This window comes from Ravibacter arvi (assembly GCF_039540405.1).
Taxonomy (GTDB): Bacteria; Bacteroidota; Bacteroidia; order Cytophagales; family Spirosomataceae; genus Ravibacter; species Ravibacter arvi.
Window position 1 is genome coordinate 35,079 of record NZ_BAABEY010000036.1, and the last position, 24,670, is coordinate 59,748.

23 protein-coding genes are annotated in these 24,670 nt (G+C 50.6%); 8 read left to right on the forward strand and 15 right to left on the reverse strand.

Going from position 1 to position 24,670, the window contains the following annotated elements:
• Nucleotides 1-70: 70 nt before the first annotated feature.
• Nucleotides 71-847, forward strand: coding sequence for a YdcF family protein (locus ABD852_RS19825; RefSeq protein WP_345032101.1), 777 nt, complete (start codon nucleotides 71-73; stop codon nucleotides 845-847).
• Here the strand turns inward: ABD852_RS19825 and pfkA are convergent.
• Nucleotides 844-1,821, reverse strand: coding sequence for a 6-phosphofructokinase (gene pfkA / locus ABD852_RS19830; RefSeq protein ID WP_345032103.1), 978 nt, complete (start codon nucleotides 1,819-1,821; stop codon nucleotides 844-846). The genes ABD852_RS19825 and pfkA overlap by 4 nt on opposite strands.
• A 283-nt stretch (nucleotides 1,822-2,104) precedes the next feature.
• On the opposite strand from pfkA, the gene ABD852_RS19835 reads away from it, so the two are divergent.
• Nucleotides 2,105-4,609, forward strand: a complete 2,505-nt coding sequence (locus ABD852_RS19835) for a hypothetical protein (protein WP_345032104.1) — start codon at nucleotides 2,105-2,107, stop codon at nucleotides 4,607-4,609.
• On the opposite strand, the gene ABD852_RS19840 is transcribed toward ABD852_RS19835, so the two are convergent.
• Complete coding sequence (locus ABD852_RS19840) at nucleotides 4,597-5,679, reverse strand: aminotransferase class I/II-fold pyridoxal phosphate-dependent enzyme (protein WP_345032105.1); 1,083 nt, start codon at nucleotides 5,677-5,679, stop codon at nucleotides 4,597-4,599. The genes ABD852_RS19835 and ABD852_RS19840 overlap by 13 nt on opposite strands.
• Before the next feature lie 25 nt (nucleotides 5,680-5,704).
• Nucleotides 5,705-6,583 (reverse strand): diacylglycerol/lipid kinase family protein, encoded by an 879-nt coding sequence (locus ABD852_RS19845; RefSeq protein ID WP_345032107.1) that lies wholly within the window; start codon nucleotides 6,581-6,583, stop codon nucleotides 5,705-5,707.
• Nucleotides 6,584-6,762: 179 nt separating this feature from the next.
• On the opposite strand from ABD852_RS19845, the gene ABD852_RS19850 reads away from it, so the two are divergent.
• Together ABD852_RS19850 and ABD852_RS19855 are read left to right on the forward strand one after the other, a co-directional pair.
• Entirely contained in the window at nucleotides 6,763-7,197 is a 435-nt protein-coding gene (locus ABD852_RS19850; protein ID WP_345032109.1) for a YybH family protein, read from the forward strand.
• Nucleotides 7,198-7,434: 237 nt separating this feature from the next.
• Entirely contained in the window at nucleotides 7,435-8,466 is a 1,032-nt protein-coding gene (locus ABD852_RS19855) for a formylglycine-generating enzyme family protein (protein ID WP_425568826.1), read from the forward strand.
• 4 nt (nucleotides 8,467-8,470) lie between these two features.
• On the opposite strand, the gene ABD852_RS19860 is transcribed toward ABD852_RS19855, so the two are convergent.
• From ABD852_RS19860 to ABD852_RS19870, 3 genes are all read right to left on the reverse strand, one after another.
• Nucleotides 8,471-9,169, reverse strand: a complete 699-nt coding sequence (locus ABD852_RS19860) for a hypothetical protein (protein ID WP_345032110.1) — start codon at nucleotides 9,167-9,169, stop codon at nucleotides 8,471-8,473.
• Nucleotides 9,170-9,200: 31 nt separating this feature from the next.
• Entirely contained in the window at nucleotides 9,201-9,962 is a 762-nt protein-coding gene (locus tag ABD852_RS19865; protein ID WP_345032111.1) for an LVIVD repeat-containing protein, read from the reverse strand.
• 94 nt (nucleotides 9,963-10,056) lie between these two features.
• Nucleotides 10,057-10,590, reverse strand: coding sequence for an LVIVD repeat-containing protein (locus tag ABD852_RS19870; protein ID WP_345032113.1), 534 nt, complete (start codon nucleotides 10,588-10,590; stop codon nucleotides 10,057-10,059).
• 151 nt (nucleotides 10,591-10,741) lie between these two features.
• Between ABD852_RS19870 and ABD852_RS19875 the strand changes: the two genes are divergently transcribed.
• Nucleotides 10,742-12,106, forward strand: a complete 1,365-nt coding sequence (locus ABD852_RS19875; RefSeq protein ID WP_345032115.1) for a dihydroorotase — start codon at nucleotides 10,742-10,744, stop codon at nucleotides 12,104-12,106.
• A gap of 78 nt (nucleotides 12,107-12,184) precedes the next feature.
• On the opposite strand, the gene ABD852_RS19880 is transcribed toward ABD852_RS19875, so the two are convergent.
• From ABD852_RS19880 to rhaM, 3 genes are all read right to left on the reverse strand, one after another.
• Nucleotides 12,185-13,528 carry an FGGY-family carbohydrate kinase gene (locus tag ABD852_RS19880; protein ID WP_345032117.1) on the reverse strand — a complete coding sequence of 448 codons (1,344 nt, stop codon included), beginning with the start codon at nucleotides 13,526-13,528 and terminating at the stop codon, nucleotides 12,185-12,187.
• Nucleotides 13,529-13,622: 94 nt separating this feature from the next.
• Entirely contained in the window at nucleotides 13,623-14,909 is a 1,287-nt protein-coding gene (locus ABD852_RS19885) for a sugar isomerase (protein WP_345032118.1), read from the reverse strand.
• Nucleotides 14,910-14,953: 44 nt separating this feature from the next.
• A complete protein-coding gene (gene rhaM / locus ABD852_RS19890; RefSeq protein ID WP_345032120.1) occupies nucleotides 14,954-15,247 on the reverse strand; it encodes an L-rhamnose mutarotase in 294 nt (97 codons plus the stop codon).
• A gap of 214 nt (nucleotides 15,248-15,461) precedes the next feature.
• Here rhaM and aroB point away from each other — a divergent pair, with 214 nt between their 5' ends.
• Together aroB and ABD852_RS19900 are read left to right on the forward strand one after the other, a co-directional pair.
• Nucleotides 15,462-16,493, forward strand: a complete 1,032-nt coding sequence (gene aroB, locus ABD852_RS19895) for a 3-dehydroquinate synthase (protein ID WP_345032122.1) — start codon at nucleotides 15,462-15,464, stop codon at nucleotides 16,491-16,493.
• A gap of 219 nt (nucleotides 16,494-16,712) precedes the next feature.
• Nucleotides 16,713-17,282, forward strand: a complete 570-nt coding sequence (locus ABD852_RS19900; protein ID WP_345032124.1) for a DUF4136 domain-containing protein — start codon at nucleotides 16,713-16,715, stop codon at nucleotides 17,280-17,282.
• A 27-nt stretch (nucleotides 17,283-17,309) separates the two neighbouring features.
• Here ABD852_RS19900 and ABD852_RS19905 read toward each other — a convergent pair whose 3' ends face one another.
• From ABD852_RS19905 to ABD852_RS19925, 5 genes are all read right to left on the reverse strand, one after another.
• A complete protein-coding gene (locus ABD852_RS19905; RefSeq protein WP_345032125.1) occupies nucleotides 17,310-18,257 on the reverse strand; it encodes an N-acetylornithine carbamoyltransferase in 948 nt (315 codons plus the stop codon).
• Between the two features lie 44 nt (nucleotides 18,258-18,301).
• On the reverse strand, nucleotides 18,302-19,438 hold the full coding sequence (locus tag ABD852_RS19910; protein WP_345032126.1) for an aspartate aminotransferase family protein: 1,137 nt from the start codon (nucleotides 19,436-19,438) through the stop codon (nucleotides 18,302-18,304).
• A gap of 12 nt (nucleotides 19,439-19,450) precedes the next feature.
• Nucleotides 19,451-20,455, reverse strand: a complete 1,005-nt coding sequence (argC, locus tag ABD852_RS19915; RefSeq protein WP_345032128.1) for an N-acetyl-gamma-glutamyl-phosphate reductase — start codon at nucleotides 20,453-20,455, stop codon at nucleotides 19,451-19,453.
• Nucleotides 20,456-20,494: 39 nt separating this feature from the next.
• Entirely contained in the window at nucleotides 20,495-21,700 is a 1,206-nt protein-coding gene (gene argG / locus ABD852_RS19920; RefSeq protein ID WP_345032129.1) for an argininosuccinate synthase, read from the reverse strand.
• Nucleotides 21,701-21,840: 140 nt separating this feature from the next.
• Entirely contained in the window at nucleotides 21,841-22,548 is a 708-nt protein-coding gene (locus ABD852_RS19925) for a GNAT family N-acetyltransferase (protein ID WP_345032130.1), read from the reverse strand.
• 331 nt (nucleotides 22,549-22,879) lie between these two features.
• Here ABD852_RS19925 and aat point away from each other — a divergent pair, with 331 nt between their 5' ends.
• Nucleotides 22,880-23,488 carry a leucyl/phenylalanyl-tRNA--protein transferase gene (gene aat / locus ABD852_RS19930; protein WP_345032132.1) on the forward strand — a complete coding sequence of 203 codons (609 nt, stop codon included), beginning with the start codon at nucleotides 22,880-22,882 and terminating at the stop codon, nucleotides 23,486-23,488.
• Nucleotides 23,489-24,027: 539 nt separating this feature from the next.
• Here aat and ABD852_RS19935 read toward each other — a convergent pair.
• Nucleotides 24,028-24,663, reverse strand: coding sequence for a hypothetical protein (locus ABD852_RS19935; RefSeq protein WP_345032133.1), 636 nt, complete (start codon nucleotides 24,661-24,663; stop codon nucleotides 24,028-24,030).
• Nucleotides 24,664-24,670 lie beyond the last annotated feature (7 nt).

Sequence of the window (24,670 nt, forward strand, 5' to 3'; positions counted from 1 at the left end):
TTTGATCATTGGGAACCGGTTTCCCTCTGTAAGGACTAACTGAACCTTTTTCCGTTTAATTCCGAATCCTATGTTTTTTTACCTGTCAAAGTTATTGGATTTCCTGATAATGCCCTATAACGTGCTGCTTTGCATGCTTATTGTGGCGTTTTTTCGCCCGAAAAAACGGGGCACCAGGTGGCTGACAGGGGTTGCTTTCATGGGGATCTACCTGCTTTCGAATAGTTACCTGGTGGCATTGCTGCAGAAAGGGTGGGAATACCCGGTGCGGAGTATCGCCGGCCTCAAGCCGGGCTATGAAGCCGGAATCGTGCTTTCAGGCGGCCTGGTGAACAGTTGCCAGGGGCCGGCGAGTGACTTTTACGATCTTGAAAATAGCTCGGACCGGCTTCTGGCAGGTTTTTTTCTTTACAAGCGTGGCATTTGCAAAAAGCTCATCCTGACCGGCACTGACCATGAACTTCTGACACAGCAAAACCGCGGGGAAGTTCAGCTGGCAAAGTCGCTGCTGGTCGAGTGGGGGGTACCGGCAGAAGATGTTCTCCTGGATACGGAAGCAAGGAATACCCGCGAAAATGCGCTTTTCGTGGCTGAGATGTTAAAAGGCCGCGACAAAAAGGACCGATACCTCCTGGTTACGTCGGCGAGCCACATGCGGCGGGCCAAAGCATGTTTCGACAGAGTGGGCTTGCAGACAGATGCTTTCCCTTCTGATTTCGGGAAGCTACCTGGCTGCATCGCTACTGATAAGAAATTTTTTCCAACGCCGGCCGCTTTTGCAGAATTTCAGCGCCTTTGGCATGAGTGGATCGGTATGGTCGTGTACAAGATCCTGGGTTACTGCTAGGTACTCAGGATACGAACCATTCGGAGGAGGTCGTCATTGATCGGTTTCGGCAACCGGATGGTATCTTCGAACGCGGTGTATACCAATTCGTTGTTGATGATACCGGCCATTACATTTTTTTGCCCGGCGAGAAGCCCTTCCAGTGCGCCCAAACCAAGGCGGCTGGCCAGGATACGGTCATAAGCCGAAGGAGCACCTCCACGTTGGATATGGCCCAATGTGGTGACGCGGAGATCCAGGTCTTCGGAGTCGATCAGGTTCTTGATTTTCTCGCCGATCTGGATGGCACTGCCTTCGTCGTCGCCTTCCGCTACAATAACGATGGACGACGATTTGGATCTTTTCCAGCCTTCTTTAAGGGTATCGACTACCTCCGAAATTGGCGTAAGCACTTCCGGCACCATTACCATTTCGGCCCCGCCACCGATGGCAGCCTGAACCGCGATATAACCGGCATCCCGGCCCATTACTTCGATCAGGAAAACGCGGTCGTGAGAGCCGGCTGTGTCCCGGATACGGTCGATAGCGTCCAGCGCGGTGTTAACGGCCGTATCGAAGCCAATGGTGTAGTCCGTTCCGTACAAATCATTGTCAATGGTTCCCGGTGCTCCTACGGTCGGCAATCCGAATTCTTCAAAAAAAGTAAGTGCCCCCGTAAAGGTTCCGTTCCCCCCGATCGCGACGAGTCCTTCAATTCCATGGCCTATTAACTGGTCATAGGCTTTCCTGCGCCCTTCCGACGTGAGGAAATCCTTGCTTCTTGCCGATTTCAGGATGGTGCCGCCACGTTGAATGATGTTACTGACGGAGTGGGAGTTCATCTGGAAAATATCCCCGGCTATCATTCCGCTGTAGCCTCTTCTGATCCCATAAACTTCAACGCCGTGATAGAGAGCCCCCCTTACTACTGCTCTGATGCAGGCATTCATGCCCGGGGCATCACCACCTGACGTGAACACAGCGATTCTCTTCATATACTGATGGTTATTGCAAAACTAGTCCTCTAACGAGCTTATTGAATAATTTTCCTTTAGCCCGGATAGAACGCAAATTTATTAGGTATTTTGGATTGAAGGCAAAGCAACTTTCGTATTTGGTGGAAATTTCACAATTGTTTACTAAAAATTAATACTTTGTACATGCCCCATTCCTTCTATATTTGTGCGGTAATGCTATATTAGTGTACGGCCGGCGGGTTTTAAGAGACTATGGCCACACCGATATTGCTTTAGCCGGTTAGTTAATTTGCGTCTGTTTATGGTTAAGAATGGTTTGCTTTCCTGGAAGGGCCTGCGCTCCCACGTCCTTTGTATTCTGGGTTTTGTCGTACTTTCACTCGGGTATTTTTCTCCGGTTCTGGAAGGGAAAAAGCTTAATATGCATGACATTACCCAATCTGAAGCGGGGGCTCACGAGCTGAAACAATACCATGAAAAGACCGGGAAGTGGGCAAACTGGACAAACAGCATGTTCAGCGGGATGCCGGCTTATATGGTTGCCACAGATTATCCGGGCAGCTTATCGACGAAAATCGGCCGGGCGGTGTATCACCTTCTCCCGGTTCCCGCCTGCATACTTTTCCTGAGCCTCTTCAGTGCTTATCTCCTGTTGTGGGTGCTTACCGGGTCGGCCGGGCTTTCATTTGCAGGCGCCGTCGCTTTTGCTTTTGCTACTTTTAACCTTATCAGCATAGAAGCCGGTCACTTGTCGAAAGTAATGGCTATTGGTTACGCACCGGGCGTAATTGCCGGTGTGATGCTGGCCTTCCGGAGAAACTGGTTGGGTGGAGCAGCAATCATGGCCCTTTTCCTGTCGCTGGAACTCTACGCGAATCATATCCAGATTACCTATTATTTAGGGCTTGCATTAATCGTTTTCGTGATCCTTGAAAGCGTGGAACTGATTAAAAAGGGAGAAACCGGTAAGCTTGTCAGGATCGGCAGTGCACTCGGGCTTGCCGCAATTATCGCAATCGGGTCTCATACAACCCGCCTCTGGAATGCCTACGACTATTCTAAGGCGACTATTCGCGGCACTTCGGAGCTTTCCGCTCCTGCAGGGTCTAAAACAGAGGCTCCTAAAAACGGGCTTGACAAAGAGTATGCCTTTCATTGGAGCTATGGGGTTGCTGAGACACTCAACCTCTTGATCCCGAATGCGTTTGGCGGCGGCTCGGGAAATAGTGCGTTGTCGGACAACTCGGAAACGTATAAAGTGCTGACGGGTAGGGGAGTAGATGCGGCCAATGCAGGCAATTTCGTAAGACAGCTGCCGGTCCCGCTTTACTGGGGCGACCAACCCGGAACGGGTGGACCTGCGTACGCCGGAGCCATTGTATGCTTCCTGTTTGTGCTGGGGCTTTTTGTAGTTAAAGGACGGGTCAAATGGTGGCTGGCGGTTTTTACCGGTATTTTCATAGTATGGGCCTGGGGAAAGAATTTTTCGTCGGTTAATTACCTCTTTTTCGATTACTTCCCCATGTTTAACAAGTTCAGGGCGGTTACCATGACCCTGGCTTTTTCCCAGCTATTTATGGTTATACTGGGCATTATGGCGGTACATGCTATAGTTGCCGGCAAGCTGACCTGGAACAATTTGCAGCGCCCTTTGCTGATAAGCTTTGCCCTGACGGGCGGACTGGCCCTGATTTTCGCCCTCATGCCCCAGGTTTTCTTCAGCTTCAGAAGTCCGTACGACAGCCAGTTGGTAGACGGGCTGACTCAAAGTGTCCAGGACCGGTCTTTTGCCGAGGAGATTGTCCGGGCAATCGGGAAAGACCGGGCCGGGTTACTGCGTATGGATGCTTTCAGATCTTTCTTTTTTATAGCGATTGTAGTTTTATTGATTTGGTTGTGGACGAAAGGAAAGATGCGGGAAGTTGCGTTTGTAGGGTGTCTCGCCATGTTGATTGTAGCCGATATGATGGGCATCGGCAAAAGGTACCTGAACAATGCCGATTTTGTTTCAAAGGAGCAGGCGGAAGTTGTGTTCCATCCGACGGCGGCAGACGAGCAGATTTTGAAGGATAAAGACCTCAATTTCCGTGTGTTTGACCTTTCGGGAAGTCCTTTTCAGAATGCGGTCACTTCTTATTTTCACAAGTCGATAGGCGGCTATCACGGCGCCAAGCTAAGACGCTACCAGGAGTTGTTCGAGCGGCAGATTGCCCGTGAGGGTGCCAATCCCGGCATTCTTAACATGCTTAACACCAAATATATCGTGACGGCAGGAGAGAACGGTGCGGCCATGGCCAGGCCCAACCCGGACGCGCTCGGGAACGCCTGGTTTGTGGATTCTTTCAGGATTGTGCCGAATGCGGACGCTGAAATGGCTGCATTGGACTCGTTGAAGCCGGGCAAAGAGGCCGTATTGGATCAGAAGTTCGCAAAGGATCTGGAAGGCCTTTCTATCAGGCATGACAGCACCGCGACTATCCGGCTGGTGAGCTATACGCCCGACGAACTGGTGTATGAAAGCAAGGCGTCAATCGAGCAGCTTGCGGTTTTTTCGGAGATATACTACAACGTCCGGAATGAATGGAAGGTAACCATCGACGACACGCCTGTCCCTCTTTTACGTGCGGACTATGTACTTAGATCTGTCCGGGTACCTGCCGGAACCCATACGATTAAGTTCCGCTTCGACCCCGTGTCGGTGTCTGCCGGCGGAAAGATAGATCTTCTGTTTTCTTTATTGCTACTGGCTCTTATTGCTGCAGCTTTAATAGCAGATATCCGCAGGAAGAAGCATCAGGAGGCATAGTACCTGTTGCATGCCCCGGCCAGCCTGTCGATGTCCTCATCGGTGTGAACGGAAGTGATAACCAGGCGGGTCAGCGGGAGGTCGTCGGCTGCAGGATACGGAAAGCTGGAACATAGAATTCCTTTTTCCATGAGACTGCCTGCTAGGCCGGCGTCAGTTGTCGTGAGGACGGGATAATCGGGGAGGTAGTCGAAGCGTTCTTTGCAATCCAGCTTTTGAAAAAAACGGCGGGTATTCTGCATCAATTTCTCATGGATCCCGGCGTACAGTCCGTCGCCGGCCATGCAGGCAAGCGCATGGGCAAACACCGGCGGAAAAGGCGAGGCGCCGGAATAGGTTGCGGTCTTCCTGAACCCGTCGAGCAGGAGACGGCTTCCCAGGATTGCCCCACCGGGGATTCCCAGCGCCTTGTTGAGCGAGGAAACCGCCAGGATATTCAAGATACCTGATTCCGTCAGTTTCCCGAGGCTTCCGGAACCGGAATGGCCTGCTACCCCTATCGCATGGGAATCGTCGACTACAAGCAGCATATTATCCAGGCCTGCGAACCGGCCGAAGGGGAAGGAAACGGGCTTTGGACTACCGATAGCATCGCTGTACAGGATATAAAATACGTCTGCAGCTGCCGAACGGATGGAGCGGGCCGTTGCTTCGGCCCAGGTTTCCCAGGCAGAATTGACCGGTGTTCCTCGCCTGAGGGCAGGGTGAAGCCCGGGGGCTTCTATTTGACTGATTTGAAAACCCGGATTTAAAGCAGCCAGTATATCCGGAAGCGAGGTGCGGATCAGATGTCCGGCCAGCATGCCGGAACTGACAAGCAAGGCGTCTTCTGCGCCCGCAAAGGTTGCCAATGACTGTTCCGCCCGGCTATATGCGCTAATCTGTAACGTGTTGTTCCTGGAGCTGCCGAAATGAGTGCCAAGCACCGGAAGCCCGTCCGAGATAATTTTAAGGTAGGCGGCGTCATAGGCCATACCCAGGTAATCAGTACCGCTGAACCAGAGATAATCTTTGTCGCCTATCCGGACAAAACGCGAAGGGGGCGTATCGGTAATGAGAACCTGGTTCATCGTAATGTTTTGAAAATCAGTCGAGTTAGCAGACCACCGACAGGCTTTTCGGCAGGCATCTTACCTGTATGCGGGTAGTATCGATAGTGACGGGTTCACCATCCGCGTGGGCGAGTACCGGCAGCTGATCGGTATGTACGGTTAGGTCGCGAAAGGTACTGTATGTTGCGTACTGCGATTGGCCGAGACTTTTCGAGAAAAGCCGCGCGCCCAATACCATGGCATACCAATCGGGAAAAGGGCGGATGTGGCACAAATCGAGAGAGCCGTCGGTGACGCTTGCTTTGGGGGCTATCCAGGCATTGTTGCCAAATTGCCCTGCGTTGGCAAATGTAAGCAGGAAAGTCGGGAGATTTTCACCGGTAAAAGCCACGTTTACCGGCAGGTATTTTTTGTAGGTGTCCAGCGAGTACCGGATGTAGGTTTTAAATCCCCGGTCAAGGGAGCTCGCGAAATGATGCGCTACCGCGGCATCAAAGCCGATCCCGGAGGTACAGAAGAAGGGGATGTCATTGATCCTGGCCGAGTCTATCCGGACTTCCGTACCCTCGGTGAGCCGTTTGATAGCGCCTTCAGGGTGCATCGGGATTTGCAGATGCCGTGCGAGCCCGTTTCCCGACCCGGACGGGATAATTCCCAGAGGGACGGGTGTGTGCAGCAGGGCTGATGCCACCTCGTTGATGGTGCCATCGCCCCCGACGGCGACGATAGCCCGCCAGTTCGAAGAATTGACGGCTGTCCGCGTAATTTCGGTGGCGTGATTCTTCGCCTCCGTTATGACGACCTGGGCGACATGACCCAGTGCACGCATCCTGTTTTCAAGAAAATCGGTCAGGTGCGACAGGTTTTTGCCGGCCGAATCACCTGATTTCGGATTGACTATGAACAGGTAGGGAAGCGCCATGACTACCGGATTAAAAGGATACCGATGATGAGAAGGATTATCATGAAAATGTAATACACTCCGTCAACAAATGGGTATTTTTGTTTGTCGAGCTTATTGAATAATCGTTTGAACATGATCGCCCGGGGGATTAATGGTTTTCCAAAAAAAGTTGTTTTGCAACGAAAGTCGCCAAAATTATGAAAAAGGCTTTTTTTCTGCTACTATTTCTCTTTTTATGCCTGGGAGTGACTGCGCAATCCTTGCAGGACAGAAAAGAGATTCTTACTATTTTAAACCGGCAGGAGACCGATTGGAACCGCGGTGACATTGCTTCGTTTATGGTGGGATACTGGGAATCGGACTCCCTGTCTTTCACCGGGGCATCAGGCATTTCATATGGTTATAAGCCGGTCTATGAAAACTATAAAAGGCGATATCCGGACCAAACCTCCATGGGTAAACTGAAATTTGAGGTGATTGTGTTCCGTTTCCTTTCGGACGGTGTTGCACAGATGATCGGAAAGTTTTCGCTGCTGAGGCCGGAAAAAGGAGATTTAACGGGACACTTTACCTTGATATGGCAAAAAATAGATGGGAAATGGGTGATCACAAGTGATCATACGAGTGGCTAAGCGCTAAACGAGCAGGTTGCCTGGCGATGATATTAGGTATTGTCCGCAAAATAAAGACGGAGTGACCGGTCCAATGGTGTATTATTGTGGCGGTTTCAGACAGTCAGTCGTGTGCCCTTGGGGGAAGGGCGGAAGATCTGCAAAATCTTCTGAGGGGGTTCGACTCCCCCCGCGACAACCTTTTTTGCGGATGGATTTTTTTGAAGAATGGGAGAAATTTTCAAAACAAAGACAAGAATGAAGGCAAAAAGAAATTCCGGAGGGCTGGGCTGGCTGGCGATATTGGTCCTTGCAGCTGCGTGCCGGCCATCCGGTTCAACCCAAACGGAGGCGACCGTACCAAGCGCAGACCACCCCGGAAAATCTTTTGACACCACGGGCATGGTGTTGGTAAAGGGCGGCACCTTCCTGATGGGAAATGACGAATTTGTAGATGCGAGACCAGTGCACGAAGTGTCGGTGTCCTCCTTCTACATGGATAAAACAGAGGTGACAAACGATGAGTATGCCCGGTTTGTGGCTGCTACGGGCTATAAAACGGTGGCCGAACGTCCTTTGAACCCCGCCGACTATCCGGGTGTTCCACCCGACAAGCTGGTGCCTGGATCCGGAGTCTTCACGCCGCCAACGCGGGCAGTTTCTTTGGACAACCCGTTGGCATGGTGGACCTATACGCCGGGGGCGAGCTGGAAAACGCCGGAAGGCCCTTCCAGCGACCTGCGCGGAAGGGGAAATCACCCGGTGGTACACATCTCTTATGAAGATGCAGATGCCTATGCCCGATGGGCCGGTAAGCGTTTGCCGACCGAGGCGGAGTGGGAGTGGGCCGCGCAGGGCGGCCGGGGAGGAGACCACCTTTATTATTGGGGAGAGGAATTAAAGCCAGGCGGCAAATGGGCCGCGAATATTTTCCAGGGCCACTTCCCGCACGGCAATACAATAGAGGACGGATTCCTGACCACAGCCCCGGTGAGATCCTTTGCCGCCAATCCGTTCGGGATTTTTGATATGGAAGGAAATGTATGGGAATGGTGCTCGGACTTTTACCGGAACGATTACTTCGTAAAAAGCGAGAAAAATAACCCGAAAGGCCCTTCTGACAGCTTTGACCCCAATGAGCCGGGGTTGGTGAAGCGGGTGCAGAAAGGCGGCTCTTTTTTGTGCAGTGACGAATACTGTATGCGGTACAAAGCGGGTAGTCGCGACAAGGGTGAGGTGACCAGCGCGAGCAATAATCTGGGTTTCCGTTGTGTAGCCGATGTAAGGTAGCGTCTTATTTCCCGAGCCGGAAACAAAGCTGGAACCCTGATGCCAGACTGGGGACAGGACCGTGAAATCCAAAATGTTCGGGTTCCCAGAAAGCGTCATAGTTGTCTTCCCAGGAGATATTGACGTCCGGCGTCAGCGATTTGATAAAGGTCTTTCGCAAGCCAAGCCCGAAGTAAATTTCTATTCCTACCCGGTCGCTCGGCCAGAATTGTGCGCCGAATTTTGCGTGCACGGCGTTTACAATATTCTCGGTTTTATAGGTATACTCCCTGGAGTAGGCGTAATTGCCGCTCTGATAATCATATTGGTTAACCCAGCGGGTTTGGTTGTTTATGGATCTTCTCAGGAAATATTCCCCCGCGAAATAAATTCTGTTTTTTTTCCATTCCTTGACATAGTACCGCAATTGAGACCTGGCCCGGAAATGGTGACGATCCGGCCGGTCTTCCGAATAATTCAGGTACCATAAACTCAAATCGGTGTGGCCGTATCCAAACTCTTGCTGAAAAGTAAGCTGCCGATGCCTGAAAGGGATCTCGGCCCCCACGGTAAGGGTGTTGTAAACATCAAACAGGGTGAGTGGCGCGACTTTTAGTATTACTCCGTTGTGTACTTTATCAATTGCCGTCTGAGACCATACAGGAGCGGCGCAGGACAGAAAAAATAAAAGAGAGATGAGACGTGATTTCAAGGGCGTGTCCATCGGATGAGGTAAGGTTTGGTTATACGGAGCATCAATTCGCCTGAACCGGCAATACGCTCAATTCCGTGAGATCTTTTTTGTCAGGGGAGAATCCGTATTGGTAAAGCCCTTTTTTTCCGGTTACGATAAGTGAACCGGCGTTCCGGACAATTACATCATAGGCAGGGACGTCGGCGTAGGTGCGCACCAGGGCCGGCATTCTCGGGTCTTCCAGGGTGAATAACTTCAGGCCATTGTCACCGTCGCATACGAAAAGGCGATTGCCATACACCCCCAGGCCGTAGGGCGACGTCAACGCCTGGGAGAAAGCTATCTTAGGGTTTTTAAGGTCGGAGATATCCACCACATCCAGCGTACTGACCGGGTTTCCGGTGCGACACGACGTACCGCCCCTCAGAGTAACATAGGCATATTTTCCCTGCACAACTACCGGGTCGCAGGACTGGATGTGCCGGTAATGGGAGAGTAAAACAGGTTGAAGGGGATTCTGGTTGTCATAGATATACATCCCGTCATTGGCGCCGATGAAAAGGTTTTTGCCATGCGGGTAAATGGTTTCTATGCCAATGCCCAGGCGAGCTGAGGCGGTTTTTTTGGGTGCGGCCGGGTTTGCCAGGTCATACACCTCCAGCGACTGAGGGCTGACAATGTAAAGAACATCATCAGTAATCGCGAAGCGGGCCATTGAGCCGCCGACACCCGCCTGGGGAGTCACTGAGCCGGAGCCGTCTTTTGTGCATCCCAGGAAGGTGGCGGCGATAGTAAGCGTGTATAGTGTAAAGAATCGTTTCATTTGGGTATGAGATTTGAGGTGTGAGGTGTGAGGTGTTGGCTTTTGACGGAGGCCATCATGTCTTAAACCTCACGACTCGTGGCTGCCTGTGGTTTTAACGCCGGCATTTGGGCTTGTCCGGCATCGATACCTTCTCCCAACCTACCACAACACCCTTGGCCGGGTCTGCACATTCAAAGTAAACATTTACATGCGGGGGGTAATCGCCCACACTGGGAATAATATTCGGCGTCCGTTTTACCAGCTGCACCTGGGTGGGGTCGGAGATATCAAATGTCAGGAGATCTTTGTAGTTGTCTGCGTAAAGCCAGGTGCCTTTTGCGGCCATGTCGTAATTCCCGGGGATAGAGATGAACGAGATATTCTTGGGTGATTTAGGGTCGGTGTTGTCTATGATGTGAATGCCGCGACCTTTTTCGTTCACGAAAATATAGGGTTCCAGAAGATAGATTTTACCCGGGTCCGCAAGGGGTTCGGCCGGCTTGGTAAGCACCTCCTTCGATTTTTCCTCGGATACATAAATCGGGCGGTAGCCCGTTCCGTCGAATACGATATCCCCGCCTGGCCCATGGTCATCGTAGCATCCGGATATAAGTGGGAAGAATAGCAAGTATAGGTATTTTTTCATCGCAGGCAGTGTTTTCCTCAATGACCTGTTTTAGGGGGAAGAGGTTGGAAATGCCTTATCTTTTTATTTGTTTTTGCAGTTAAAGGCCTGGGATTTTATAAGTTTGCGTTCGCGTTGCCGCTATTCTGTTTACTTATTAAAAATGCGCCTTATGAAGTATCTGCTGCTTAATTGTCGTCTTGTTAACGAGGGAAAAATAGTGCCCGGGGACTTGTTGATAGCAGATGGGCGGATTAGCAGAATCGGGGCGGATTTGCAGCATGTAGCGGCAGACAAAGTGATTGACGCCGGCGGTCGGTTCCTGTTGCCCGGGGTCATTGACGACCAGGTACATTTCAGAGAACCGGGCCTGACCCACAAAGCCACGATTGCTACCGAAGCGCGCGCGGCTGTAGCCGGCGGGACGACTTCTTTCATGGAAATGCCCAATACGGTGCCCAATACACTCACGCAGGAGCTTCTGGAGGACAAATACCGGATTGCAGCCGAATCGTCGGTCGCGAACTACTCCTTTTATATGGGGGCTTCAAATGACAACCTGGCGGAAGTTCTGAAGACGCCCGTCAATGACGTCTGCGGGATCAAAGTATTTATGGGATCTTCGACGGGAAATATGCTGGTGGATGCGCCGGGAGTGCTTGAGCGGCTTTTTGCCGAAGCGCCCATGCTGATAGCGACGCACTGTGAAGATGAAGCGACGGTAAAAGCCAGGATGGCCCTTTACCGCGACCAATATGGTGAAAACGTTCCCTACAATATCCACGCATTGATTCGAAACGAGGAGGCCTGTATAAAATCGTCGTCTTTTGCGGTCGAGCTTGCCAGGCGGAACAATACTAGGCTGCATATTCTTCATATTTCCACCGGGGACGAAACGGGGCTGTTTGAAACAGGCTACCGCCGTGACGGCCGGATCTGTCTTGCCAACGGTGACGAGAAACGCATTACCGCCGAGGCCTGTGTGCATCATCTCTGGTTCGATGCGGAGGATTACCGCCGCCTCGGTAACCTGATCAAATGTAACCCTTCTATCAAAGCAAGGCCGCATAAGGAAAGGATACTGGAAGCCGTGCTGCAGGATCGCATCGACGTGATTGCCACTGACCATGCCCCGCATACCCGTGAGGAAAAGGCGGGACATTACTGGCAGGCACCTTCCGGTCTGCCGTTGGTGCAACATGCGCTACCTGTTATGCTGGAGCTGGCTCACGAAGGCAAGATTTCCCTGGAACGGGTAGTGGAGAAAACCAGCCATGCCGTAGCAGATTGTTTTCAGATCCGGGAACGGGGTTATTTGCGTGAAGGTTACTGGGCAGATCTTGTGCTGGTCGACCTGGATGCGGCTACCAGGGTGGAAGAAAAAGACCTGCAATCGAAATGCGGCTGGTCGCCGTTTACGGGGACGGATTTTCACTCGAAAATTACCCATACCTGGGTGTCCGGTCATCTTGCTTATGCGGACGGACGTTTCGATTTATCCAGGATGGGCCGGAGACTTGCTTTCAACCGAAATTAGCGGACCATTTAATTTGCATCCAAAGATGAGCCGGCCGGAAATGTTTCCGGCCGGCTCATCTTTGCGTGCGCGGGGTTTTTATAGTTCCACCCGGGAAATTTTCCCGGGAAATTCAAACGATTGGGGCCGCGAGATATGAAGCGCAGCGCCGAGCGCGGTGGCCTGCGGCAGCTCAGTTGTATATACTTTGTGATTCGGAAAATTTTTGGCCACAAGCCTGGTGAACACTTCGTTTCTGGCGAAGCCGCCATCTATATAGATCGATTGCACGTCGCTTACCCCGATGAGGCCCAGTGAGATGGAAAGCAGCTCCGTAAGACCTTTCATCAACCCGTGATAAGCTGCTTCCGGGGAATCGTAGGCCGATACTTCCCAAACGCCTGCGGGTTTTTGGGGCCTGGGTCCGTTTCCTTCCATCGTAAGGGGGTAAAAAGGTGTAACTTCACGTTCGGCGAGATCCGGCTTGTAGGCGACTTCCTTATAAAAATCGACCCCTACATTAAAATGCTTTGAAATTCTGTCTACCTGCTCGTCGTGCTCGCGTCCCATGAAAAGGCGTGAAGCTTTTACGCCGCTGCCTTCTGTACTCATAAAATGGAGACAATCGCTGGCGAGCTGGTCGCTGGTAAGCGGACGCGCGTTAAAAGTGTTGAAATTAATACACCAGGTACCCGTAGAGACCAGTATAAAAGGCTCTTTAAACGAGATTTTATACGGCAGGAGAGCCGACGAGCTATCGTGCAGCCCGAAGCCTGACTGAATCATTACCTGGTTCTGCCTGGCAATAAAGGAGGAAGCAGCGATGGTCGGCGGGAATAGTTTGTGAAGCCCCTCTCTCTTGACCCAGTTGTGGTAATCCATCATCTCGAAGCTCCAAAGGGCGGTGTGGCACCCGATCGACGTGAAATCGGTAACTTTCCGCCCGGTCAGCAGGTAAATGATGTATTGAGGCAGGTGAAGCGAAGTCCTGATTTCGCGGAATAGCTCGGGGCGGGCATGTTTCAGCCAGTAAAGCTGCTTCCCGGAGTTCAGAAAGCCGAGAATGGGGGATCCCGTTTGCAGGGCAATTTCTTCAGCACTACCGTAGGTATTGTAAAAAGACTCGCTGAAAGCCGGTGGAAAAGGCTTCAGGTAGGAATACAAAGGACCTACCGTTTTGTGGCTTTCGTTAAGATGAACGAAACTGGCGCCGTATGCCGTAGCATTGACCGCCCGAACGGTATAGTTGGGATTGGCGAGGATTTTCCGCCAGTTACTTTGCACCCATTCGGTCAAAAGAGCCAGATCTTCTGTTGGAAACCCGTCTTCGTCGACCGTTTCCGGCAGCGATTCGGAGAATTCCTCCACGACGCCGAAACTATCGTCAAAGAGGATATACTTTTTATTCGTACGGCCTATGTCGAAAACCACCGTTACATTCATCTCAACTGAGTTTTTGTTAATATTTCAATTGCGGAATCAATATAGGAATATTATTGACTTGAAACCTATAATCCTGATCACAACCCCCGAATACTCAAAGTCCGGTTGCAACAGCGTACCGTCCGCGCTCTTCTATCAGACGACGTCGGATACCGTTTTCCCCGAAGAAAGCGAGTGGATCCAGTGCCCCGCCGGCCTGTAACCGGGACTCGGCAACCAGCGGTCGGACGTCAGTTTCAAAGGCGGCCCGGACGATTTCCTCGGCTTTCACGACTTCGTTGGCCTCCTGGGCTTCAAATAATGCTTCGGTATCGACCAGCAGTGCTTTCGCATAGGCGGTTTTTATGGCCTGGACCGATTGGAGCAGGTCTTCAACGGGGTCTTTGGTATTATGGCTTGCATCGATCATCCAGGCAAGATCCGGATTCCTGACAGCGGGGTCGTCCATACCCTGTACGAGCTCGTTAAAAATCAGGAAGAGCTGGTAGGGTTTGATTGAGCCTGTGGTAAGGTCGTCGTCGCCATACATGGAGCCGTTAAAATGGAAGCCGCCAAGACGGCCGAAATGCATAAGCCTGGCTACAATCTGTTCGATATTGGTATTAGGCAGGTGATGTCCCAGGTCAACCAGAACCTGTGCCCGGTCGCCGGTTTGCTGGCACAGGCTGTAGGAGGTTCCCCAGTCCGGAATAATCATCGAATAGAAATGGGGTTCGTACGGTTTGTACTCGACAAGTGTAGTCCAGTCGGCCGGAATGCCGGCATAGATAGCTTTGAGTGAGTCAAGTGTGCGTTCATAAGCTCTCCTGAAATGGTGTTGACCGGGAAAATTGGAGCCATCTGCCAGCCAGATAGTCAATGTCTTACATTCAGCGCCAAGCCGGGCACCAATTTCCGCAACCCTGATATTGTGGTCGATCGCCTGCTTTCTGACCTCGGGCCGGGTATGACAGAGCGAGCCGAACTTGTAGGAAAACTCCTGGTCTTTCTGGTCCTGGAAAGTATTGGAATTGACCGAATCTATGACAAGCTGATGCGCATTCAGCAGGTCTTTCACGGCCGCCGTGTCGCGGGGGATGTCCCACGGGATATGGAGGGAAATGCTGTTGGAAGACCGGTTTAAGGCATGAATGAGCCCTACGTCGGCTATTTTTTCTTCAAGTGAGCGGGGTTCGCCGCCGGCGGGAAAACGCCCGAACCTGGTTCCGCCGGTACCCAGTGCCCAGCTCGGCACCGCTACCTGGAAACCCGCAATTTTTCTGACCAGTTCATTTACGCTATGCCCCTGTTCCTGCAGTTGCGCGCTCAGGTGATCCCAGCTATGGTTATGCAGCTGTAGTCTGCCGGAATTGTGATCCTGGATTTGTTCGTTGGAAATCATAGTTTAGTTGGTAACATTTCAAAGTCAAGGGAAATCCGTTTCGGTTATTCCAGGTGGAATACCAGCTCAAGGGGCGCGGTTACGGGGGAATTGTCGGGGTTGCTGGCCATTATGTCTTTCATATAGGCCCACCAGCGTTTCATAATCGGGTGGTCTTTCAGCCCGTTCTGTGCTTCCTCGTCGGTTACCTGCATTACACCGAAAAGCGTTAGTGACTCTTTATCAAGAAAAATACTGTAGTCTGAAATCCCGGCCTCCTTAAGCAGGGCCTTTAACTCCGGCCATATTTGCTCGTGGCGCTTCAGGTATTCTTGTTCAAATCCCGGGAACAACTGCATTTTAAAGGCTCGTTTTATCATATACAGGTATAAGAGTTTTGAAAGAAATTATACCAAATTTTATAGTTCTGTTGTTTCCGGTTATCCTGCTCCTCCCTGACCGGGCCCCAAAGTGACAGGAATATAGTTGAAAGGGAATAAAGAAGGGATAAAGCTGTGACTAAATTAGTCTGTTATCTTTACACGAATTTCTTTCCAACCTCTTTATTTGTTTATGCGTTCAGAAGTTTCAATCGGCCCGATAGCAGTGACGCTCCCCTCGTTTTTAGCGGAAATAAGCTACTCTGCGGTAATTGTCGTGGCAGATACAATGACCAGGCGGCACTGTTATCCGTTGATAAAGCCGCTTCTTCCCAGGCACAAGCTCGTGGTAGTACCCGCCGGAGAGGCTTTCAAAACGCTGGAGTCTTGCGAACAGATCTGGAATGCCATGACCGATGCCGGACTCGACAGGCATGCGCTTGCCATCAATATCGGCGGCGGCGTAATTGGCGACATGGGTGGATTCTGTGCTGCGGTCTATAAGCGGGGCATCAGGTTTATCCAGGTGCCTACTACCTTGCTGTCCCAGGTAGATGCCAGCGTGGGCGGAAAGCTGGGGATTGATTTTCATGGATTGAAAAATCACCTCGGGGTATTTACCATGCCTGAAACGGTGTTGATTGATCCCGCCTTCCTGGAAACGCTTCCGGTACATGAGCTGAGATCAGGTTTTGCCGAAATTGTGAAGCACTGCCTGATTGCTGATGCAGAAAAATGGGAGCAGATTCGCAAAATCGATTTCGAGAACCAGGATTTCCCGGACCTGATCGGTCATTCCGTCGGTATAAAATCGAAGATCGTCACGGAAGACCCGAAGGAGAAGGGGCTGCGTAAGATTCTGAATTTCGGTCATACGCTGGGCCATGCCGTTGAAACTCACTTTTTGGGGAAACCCAAAAGATTGTTGCACGGGGAAGCGGTTGCGGTCGGCATGCTGATGGAGGCTTTTTTATCGCTTCAGCGGAAAATGATCACCAAAGCGTTGTTCCTCCAGATAGAGGAGTTCCTGTTTACCGTTTACGGCGTAGTGGAAATTGATGCGGAAGACGTTGAACCGATTGTAGCGCTAACCCGGCAGGACAAGAAAAACCTGGGCCGTGATGTGCGCTTCTCGCTGCTCGACGGGCCGGGAAGCTGTACATTCGACGTTTCGGTGACACCGGCAGAGATGAAAAAGGCGATAGCGTATTACCGCAAGGGGTAATTGGGCCTGCAAAATGATCTTCTGCTTGCGGGTACCTGGATTGGATTGCAGAAAATTTGGTGTTTTTGTTTCTTTTTGTGTCGCCGTTTGGTAAAATAGGCAGAAGTCATAACAATTAATTAAGCTTCAGGATATTGACAATGAAATACCATTTGGTTAGCTTTACTAACTCCGTACTTCACAGTTCTGTATTAGTGCTAACTTTTAATGGTTTTTCTGATGGTAGTTTCACGTTTACTTGTTGCTGCGGCTGTTTTCGTTTCTGTATTGTGGGGGTGTTCCAGCGCCCGGAAAGTGTTTGTAGAGCATGACTACAGTTATGAAACCAATTTCAGGGATTATTCCACCTATACCTTCCTGGAGTGCGAACGTGATACGAACAGCCTCTGTACGGAGATTTATGAGGCAATAAGGCGGCAAATGCAGGCCCGCGGCTATAAGCTCACGGCCGAGGCCCCGACGCTTCTGGTTAATTACGGCATATTCTATGACAACCTGCGTTATCAGGGGTATATGCAGCCCGTTATCAAAACGTGGGTAGATACTGAAAACGACAGCTTCCGGTACGAGCCGGTTAAATACGCGCTCGAAAAGGGGACATTGATTGTGTCGCTTATTGACGCTTCTTCTGACCAGGTGGTTTGGCGCGGCTATGCATCAGGTATCCTGGGGGCGCAGATCAATCCCAACAACTATTACCGGAATGTAGTCAGGAAAATATTTGACCAATATCCCCTGTTCGCGAAGGGATATGACCCAAGGCGTTATACGGAAGATATCGGTCGTTAAAAGAACCGGGCACCCGGTGCGGGGCCGCTAAAGCGAAAGCAGGATCTCCCGCAATACCGCCTGCGCGGACCATTCCCGGTTGGCGGCCTGCTCAATCACCAGTGATTGGGGGCCGTCCAGGACGGAATCGGTTACTTTCAGGTTCCGCCTTACCGGCAGACAATGCATAAAATAGCCGCCGTCGGTTAGCGACATTTTTGCGTCATCTATCATCCAGTCCCGGCCTTCGGTTAATATTTGCCCGTATTGGGAAAAGGAGGACCAGTTTTTTCCGTAAACGAAGTGGGCGCCTTTCAGTGCCTCGTCCTGGTCGTAAATGACAGGCGCGTTACCCGCAAATTCAGGGGCCAGCTCATAACCTTTCGGGTGGGTGATAACGAATTCAACGTCCGATTGATGCATCCATTCGGAAAATGAATTTGCAACCGCCTGGGGAAGTGGTTTGATGTGGGGAAGCCAGGTCAACACTACTTTTGGCCGCTGGGTCTTCTTGAATTCGGCGATAGTAATGCAGTCGGCCAGTGACTGCAGCGGATGCCTCGTGGCCGATTCCAGGTTGACAATAGGTACGCCGGCATATTTTCTGAACTGGTGGAAAACCTGTTCGGCATAGTCGGCCGCCTGGTCCGCCAGGGTTGCGAAAGACCGGATGCCGACTATGTTACAAAATCTGCCGATTACCGCTGCTGCTTCTTTGACATGTTCTGCTTTGGTGCCGTTCATGATCACGCCGTCTTCCATTTCAAGCCCCCAGCTATCGCTCCCGACGTTCAGTGATATTACTTTCAACCCCAGGTTTTCAGCGGCTTTCTGGGTGCTGATCCTGGTTCTGAAGCTCTGGTTAAAAAACATGAGCCCGATAGTCTTGTTCTGACCCAGGTGCTGGTCCGCAAATGGTGTCTTTTTCGCGGCGAGTCCCGCGGAAACAAGGGCATTGAGGTCGTTAACGTCGTGTACGGATAAAAAGTGATTCATGTAAAAAGGCGATCTGGCAGAAAAATGTCGGGAATCAGGAATATTTAAAGTGCTAGGATGCCGATTTCTTTACTGAGCGCTTCGAGGAAGATGTCAGCTTCTTCTTTACGCAAAGCAAGTGACGGCAGCAGGCGAATGGTATTGCTACCCGCCACGCCGGTAAAAATCTTGTGCTCAAAGAGCAGCCGGTTGCGGAGGTCTTTAACGGGAAAGTCATATTCAATCCCGATCATGAGACCGCGCCCGCGGAGCTCTTTGTAGCCGCCGATGCCGGCAATGCCTTCCCAAAGATAGGCGCCTGTTTTCGCAGCGTTCTCAATGAGGTTTTCCTGCTTGATAACATCAAGAACGGCAATACCTGCGGCGCAGGCAAGGTGATTGCCGCCAAAAGTTGTGCCGAGCAGACCGTGAGAGGCTTCAAACTTGGGCGCTATGAGCACGCCGCCGATGGGAAAACCGTTCCCCATTCCTTTGGCCATTGTGATCAGGTCCGGGTCAATGCCGGCATACTGATGCGAGAAAAACTTACCGGACCGGCCATAGCCGCATTGTACACTGTCCAGGATCAGGACTGTCCCGGTTTCGTCACATTTTTTTCGAAGCGCTTTCAGAAAATCTTCGGAGGCTACCTTGATCCCTCCTACGCCCTGTATGCCCTCGATAATTACGGCGGCGGTTTCTTCGGTTATACCGGCTTCTATGGCCTGCAGGTCATTGAACGGCAGAAATGAAACGTGTTTGTTGTAGTTGACCGGGGCTACAATCGACAAATTGTCTGTCGCAGCCACTGCGCCTGCAGTACGGCCATGGAAGGCTTTTTTGAAAGCAACCACTTTCTGGCGCCCGGTATGAAACGAGGCCAGCTTCAACGCATTTTCATTGGCCTCTGCCCCGGAATTAACCAGAAAGAGACGGTAGTCCGGGTAGCCGGAAAGCGCGCCGAGCTTGTCTGCCAGCTCCTCCTGTTGTGGAATCTGTACCGAATTGGAGTAAAAACTGATCGCATTTAACTGCTCGGTCAGCTTGCTGACATAGTGCGGGTGGGTGTGCCCGATGGAGATAACGGCGTGTCCGCCGTAAAGATCCAGGTATTGGACCCCGTTTTTATCCCAGAGATAACTGCCCTTCGCCTTGACAGGCTCAATATTATTCAGCGGGTAAACATCAAACAATTTTGACATAGCTTTCGTCAATTAAAATGCCGGCGCTTTAAGGCGAAGACCGGAGTCTTCAGGCAGGCCGAAGAGGAGATTCATATTCTGAACAGCCTGTCCGGAAGCGCCTTTTGTTAGGTTATCAATAACAGAAGTAATCAGAAGCTGTCCATCGTGCAGCTCAAGGCTTAACAATACTTTGTTGGTATTGACCACTTGCTTGAGATCAACGGGCTGGTCACTGACATGCGTAAACGGGTGCCCGGCATAAAATGACCGGTAAAGGTTCAGCGCATCTTCCAGCGAGCCGGCGAACGATGTATAGACATTCGAGATAATACCGCGCGTAAAGTCTCCACGGTAAGGAATAAACCTGATCGCCTGATCAAAACCCTGTTGCAGCCTTTTGAGATTCATCGTAATCTCTTTCAGGTGCTGGTGTGTGAACGCTTTGTAAACCGAAAGGTTATTATTCCGCCACGAAAAGTGGGTGGTTGCAGATAACGCCTGGCCGGCTCCAGTACTGCCGGTCACCGCACTGATATGAACTTCGTCATTGAGCAGGCCGGCGTTTGCCAGCGGCAGGAGCGTGAGCTGGATTCCTGTAGCAAAACAGCCCGGGTTCGCGATTTTGCCGGCAGTCCTGATACTGTCCCGCTGTAGTTCGGGCAAGCCATAAATGAACCCGTCCGTTTCATCTCTGAAGTCGGTACTGAGGTCGATGATCCGAATGTGCGCAGGTACCGGGTTTTCGGCGAGGAACTTTTTGGAAGCGCCGTGCCCGGAACATAAGAACAGTACCCCGTTGCGGGACAAAAGCGGTGCGAGCTCGGCAAAAGGCTTGTCGCTGAATACCAATTCTGTATCGCCAAGCAGGTCCGTGTGCGTATCATATACCTTTTTGCCGCCCTGGCTGCTGCTGTGGGCAAAGGCAATGTGGGTATCCGGGTGGTTCAGCAGAATCCGGATCAGCTCACCGCCTGTATAACCGGCGGCTCCGATAATGCCCACCTGGATGGGTGGAATGCGATCTGTTGCGGTCATGTAAGAGATTTTTAGAAAATCGTTTGAAAGAGGCCCGGCTTATTTTTGCTCCGCCATTTCTTTGATTTTCTCATAAATTACATTCTGATTGGATGCGACTTTGGAGAAACCTTTTACATCTTCGCCGCTCCATGCATTGTTCATTTCGCCGTAGCTTCCGAAGACCGGTGACATCAGGTCATATGGCGACTCGATTCCTTCCACATGGAACCGGTAAGGCGCCAGGAATACATGTACCTTACCGGTAACATGCGGCTGCGTATCGCGCAGGAACGCTTCAATGTTGCGCATTACCGGCTCGACAAACTGGCCCTTGTGAAGCAAGCTCCCGTATGAATTGGAAAGCTGCTCTTTCCAGTAAAGCTGCTGTTCGGTGAGAACATGTTTTTCGAGCGTATGATGTGCCTTGATCAGGATAAGCGGGGCTGCTGCCTCAAACCCTACCCGGCCTTTGATACCGATAATGGTGTCCCCAACGTGAATATCCCGTCCGATACCAAAAGGCTGGGCAATTTCGGCCAGCTTTTGGATGACAGTTACCGGTGATAAGTTGAGCTCGTCATTGATTCCTGTAACCTCCCCTTTATCAAAAGTAAGCGTAATCCGCTCGGGTTGCGTTTTGGTAACCTGGGTAGGCCATGCTTCTTCCGGCAAATAACCGTGGGAGGTCAGGGTTTCTTTTCCACCGACGGAGGTACCCCAAAGACCTTTGTTAATGCTGTAAACCGATTTATGCCAGGGTCTGTCGACTCCCTTTTTGATAAGGTACTCAATTTCTGCCTCACGGGAAAGTTTCAGATCACGGATGGGCGTAATGATTTCTGCCTCGGGCGCAATGATCCGGAAGGCCATATCAAACCGGACCTGGTCGTTCCCGGCCCCGGTACTTCCGTGCGCAATTGCGTTAGCGCCGATTTCTCTCGCATACTCAGCTACCGCTACCGCCTGGAAGATCCGTTCTGCGCTTACTGACAGCGGGTAAGTATTGTTTTTCAGAATATTGCCGAAAATCAGGTATTTGATGCAGTCGTTGTAATACGAATCGGTTTTGGAGATAGTGGTATGCTGCTTGACGCCGAGGGAATAGGCATTTTTTTCTATTGACTCGAGTTCTTCTTTCGAGAACCCACCGGTGTCGACCAACACGGAATAGACATCAAAACCTCTGTCTTCACTTAAATACTTTACACAAAAAGAGGTGTCAAGACCCCCGCTGAAAGCCAGAACTACTTTAGATTGAGACATTTGATCAAGTTTAAGGACGGGTCTTCCGGAGACCACGTACAAGATTATACTACAAAATTAAAAGACCTCACCGAATTTCTGAAAAAACAGTCGGTGAGGTCTAAATTTTAAACAAACGTTTTTTATTAGATAGCGCTGCGTTAGTGAGCAGTTACCGCCTCCGAGCTGTCTTTGTTTTTTTTAGGATCGTTCCTTCGCAACATCACCCTTTGTTTAATACGCAGCAAACGCTCATATAGTGCCGATTCCCGTAAAAAATCCCAGGTGCTTTTGGGCTTTTCCTCTTCCTTCTTTTCGGGAGCAACGTACATCATGCCGGTACAAAGGCAGTTTTTGCGATTGGTTCTTGTCAGAACATCGTAGTTGACGCAGCTGGCACAGCCTTTCCAGAAGCCTTCTTCAACCGGAAGCTCACTGAAAGTCACCGGCTCATAACCCAGATCGGAGTTGATCTTCATCACGGCCAGGCTGGTGGTAATACCAATGATTTTAGCTTCGGGGTATTTGTACCGCGACAGCTCAAAAGCTTTTGCTTTAATGGCTTTTGCAATACCGCTCTGACGAAAATCGGGATGGACAATCAAGCCCGAGTTGGCCACAAACTTGCCATGCTCCCAGGTTTCGATATAACAGAAGCCTACCCACTCACCCTTCGTGTTGGTAGCAATAATTGCTTTCCCTTCCACCATTTTCTCCATCAGGTAAACAGGAGAGCGCTTGGCGATACCGGTACCCCGTTTCTTGGCGCTTTCTTCCATTTCCGCACAGATGGTCTCGGCGTAATGAAGGTGATCTTCGTTGGCAATCTGAACAATAAATTCAGTGCCGAATTTTTCAGAATTTTTCATGGATTGAAATAAAACAGGATAAAAAACCCCATCCGTAATCCACGGATATCAAGAAATTAATTGAAACTTAAAACAAGGACGAAGAATATTTACCACGGAGGTAAAAGAGATAAGTATGGCCTTACGGCCTGAATCGAAAGGGTGTAGTATGAAAAACGCTATGTGAGCTGTTATTGTTCATTTTTACGATTCAATAGAAGTCGGTACAAATTTCATAAAAAAAACATTACAGTGAGCGCGAATATTAAAAAATTTTTAAGCACTTTAAAAAACGCGTTATTTGCAGGGATCGACTTATTAGCCAATTGCGCGCTGTTCAGGCATTTTATATATGAAAGCGGTTTCCGGGGAGGATTTGATTTACGGATACGTCCACGGTGTTTTTCCGATGGCGGAGAAAGACGGGACTTTATATTGGTATTCGCCGGATCCGAGGGCAATTATTCCAATAGAAACCTACAGGGAGGGCAGATCGTTGCGTCCTGTTTTGCGGAAAAGAACATTTGAGGTGGGTATCGACCACAATTTCGAACGTGTGATGCGGTATTGCGCAGCGCCAAGGGAGAATGAGCCGGAAACCTGGATTTCCGAAGGCCTTATCGCCGGCTACACGGAGCTGCATAAGATGGGGCACGCACATTCAGTGGAGTGTTACCTCGATGGTGAGCTGGTGGGCGGTCTGTACGGGGTCGCCATCGGAGCGGCCTTTTTCGGTGAGTCCATGTTTCATCTTGTGAGCAATGCATCGAAGGTGGCGTTTCATTACCTGATCCAAATTCTGAGAGGCGGTGGCTATACCCTCCTGGACACACAGTTTATAAACCCCAATGTGGCTCGTTACGGCGCAATAGAAATCCCGAGAGAGGAGTATCTGGCGAAGCTCCGGCGGGCGATCACCGAGCCTGCGAAATTTACCAACGTTATGGTTGATTTGGGTTAACGCAAGGTTATGGTGATTTTTTTAACCACGGAGGGCGGGGAGAGCACGGAGTTTTCTTTTTTGGTGATTATTTGCGGCGCCGGGAGCGATTGGAGACCGCAGTGTTGCTCTTTGTGTTCTTTGCGCGCTTTGTGGTTTTTCTTTTAACCACAGAGGGCGGGGAGAGCACGGAGTTTTCTTTTTTGGTGATTATTTGTGGTGCCGGGAGCGATTGGAGACCACAGTGTTGCTCTTTGTGTTCTTTGCGCTCTTTGTGGTTTTTCTTTTAACCACAGAGGGCGGGGAGAGCACGGGGTTTTCTTTTTTGGTGATTATTTGCGGCGCTGGGAGCGATTGGAGATCACAGTGTTGCTCTTTGTGTTCTTTGCGCGCTTGGTGGTTTTTCTTTTAACCACGGAGGGCGCAGAGAGCACGAAGTTTTCTTTCCTGGTGATTATTTGTGGTGCCGGGAGCGAGTAAAGATTACAGCGTTGCTCTTTGTGGTAATAAAAAACCTCCTGTGGTTTGCACAGGAGGTTTTTATATACGGATTGGCGTTTTTATTTGCCGTTTTTGGCTTCTACTTCCTTAAGACCCTTTTGTTTGTTTTCCAGGATGGAGTTGTAGTTGGTCAGCTCGGCGTCTTTTTTAATCAGCTCTTCACGTAGACGTGTTAAGTCCTTTTCCGTTTTTTCGATTTCTTTGGCCAGGCGGTCTTTCTCCTTTACCAGCTTCTTCTGTTCGTCCTGAGTTTTCGTAAAATCAGCCTTCACAAGACGAAGCTCCTCCTGTGCAGTGGCGTAGGTCAAAAATTGTTTCAGGAATTGCTCGGTTTCCAGATAACCGGCGTCGGAAGTGCTGGAGATATAGTTGCCTCCGTCCTGCACGGCCAGGAACAAAGTGGAAATATTTCTGCTACTGGTGATGGCACTGGTAAGATTGAGCGAGTTCTTGGAGATGTCAGTCACATATGCCTTTTCCAGTGAATACGCGCCTTTGCGGCTCTTTACTTTTCCATATTTCGACAGGAAGGAACTCCAGTATTCTTTCAGGTTTTTTTCAGGAATACTCGTGGCCAGATTCAAGCCGGACATTTCTTCTTTTCCAACTATTTGCCGCGCAGGGGAAACGGTCTGAGCAAGCATAGTGGAAACGGAGAAGAAGAGCAACGTTGCTAAGATGGATAAGTTTTTCATTTTCATG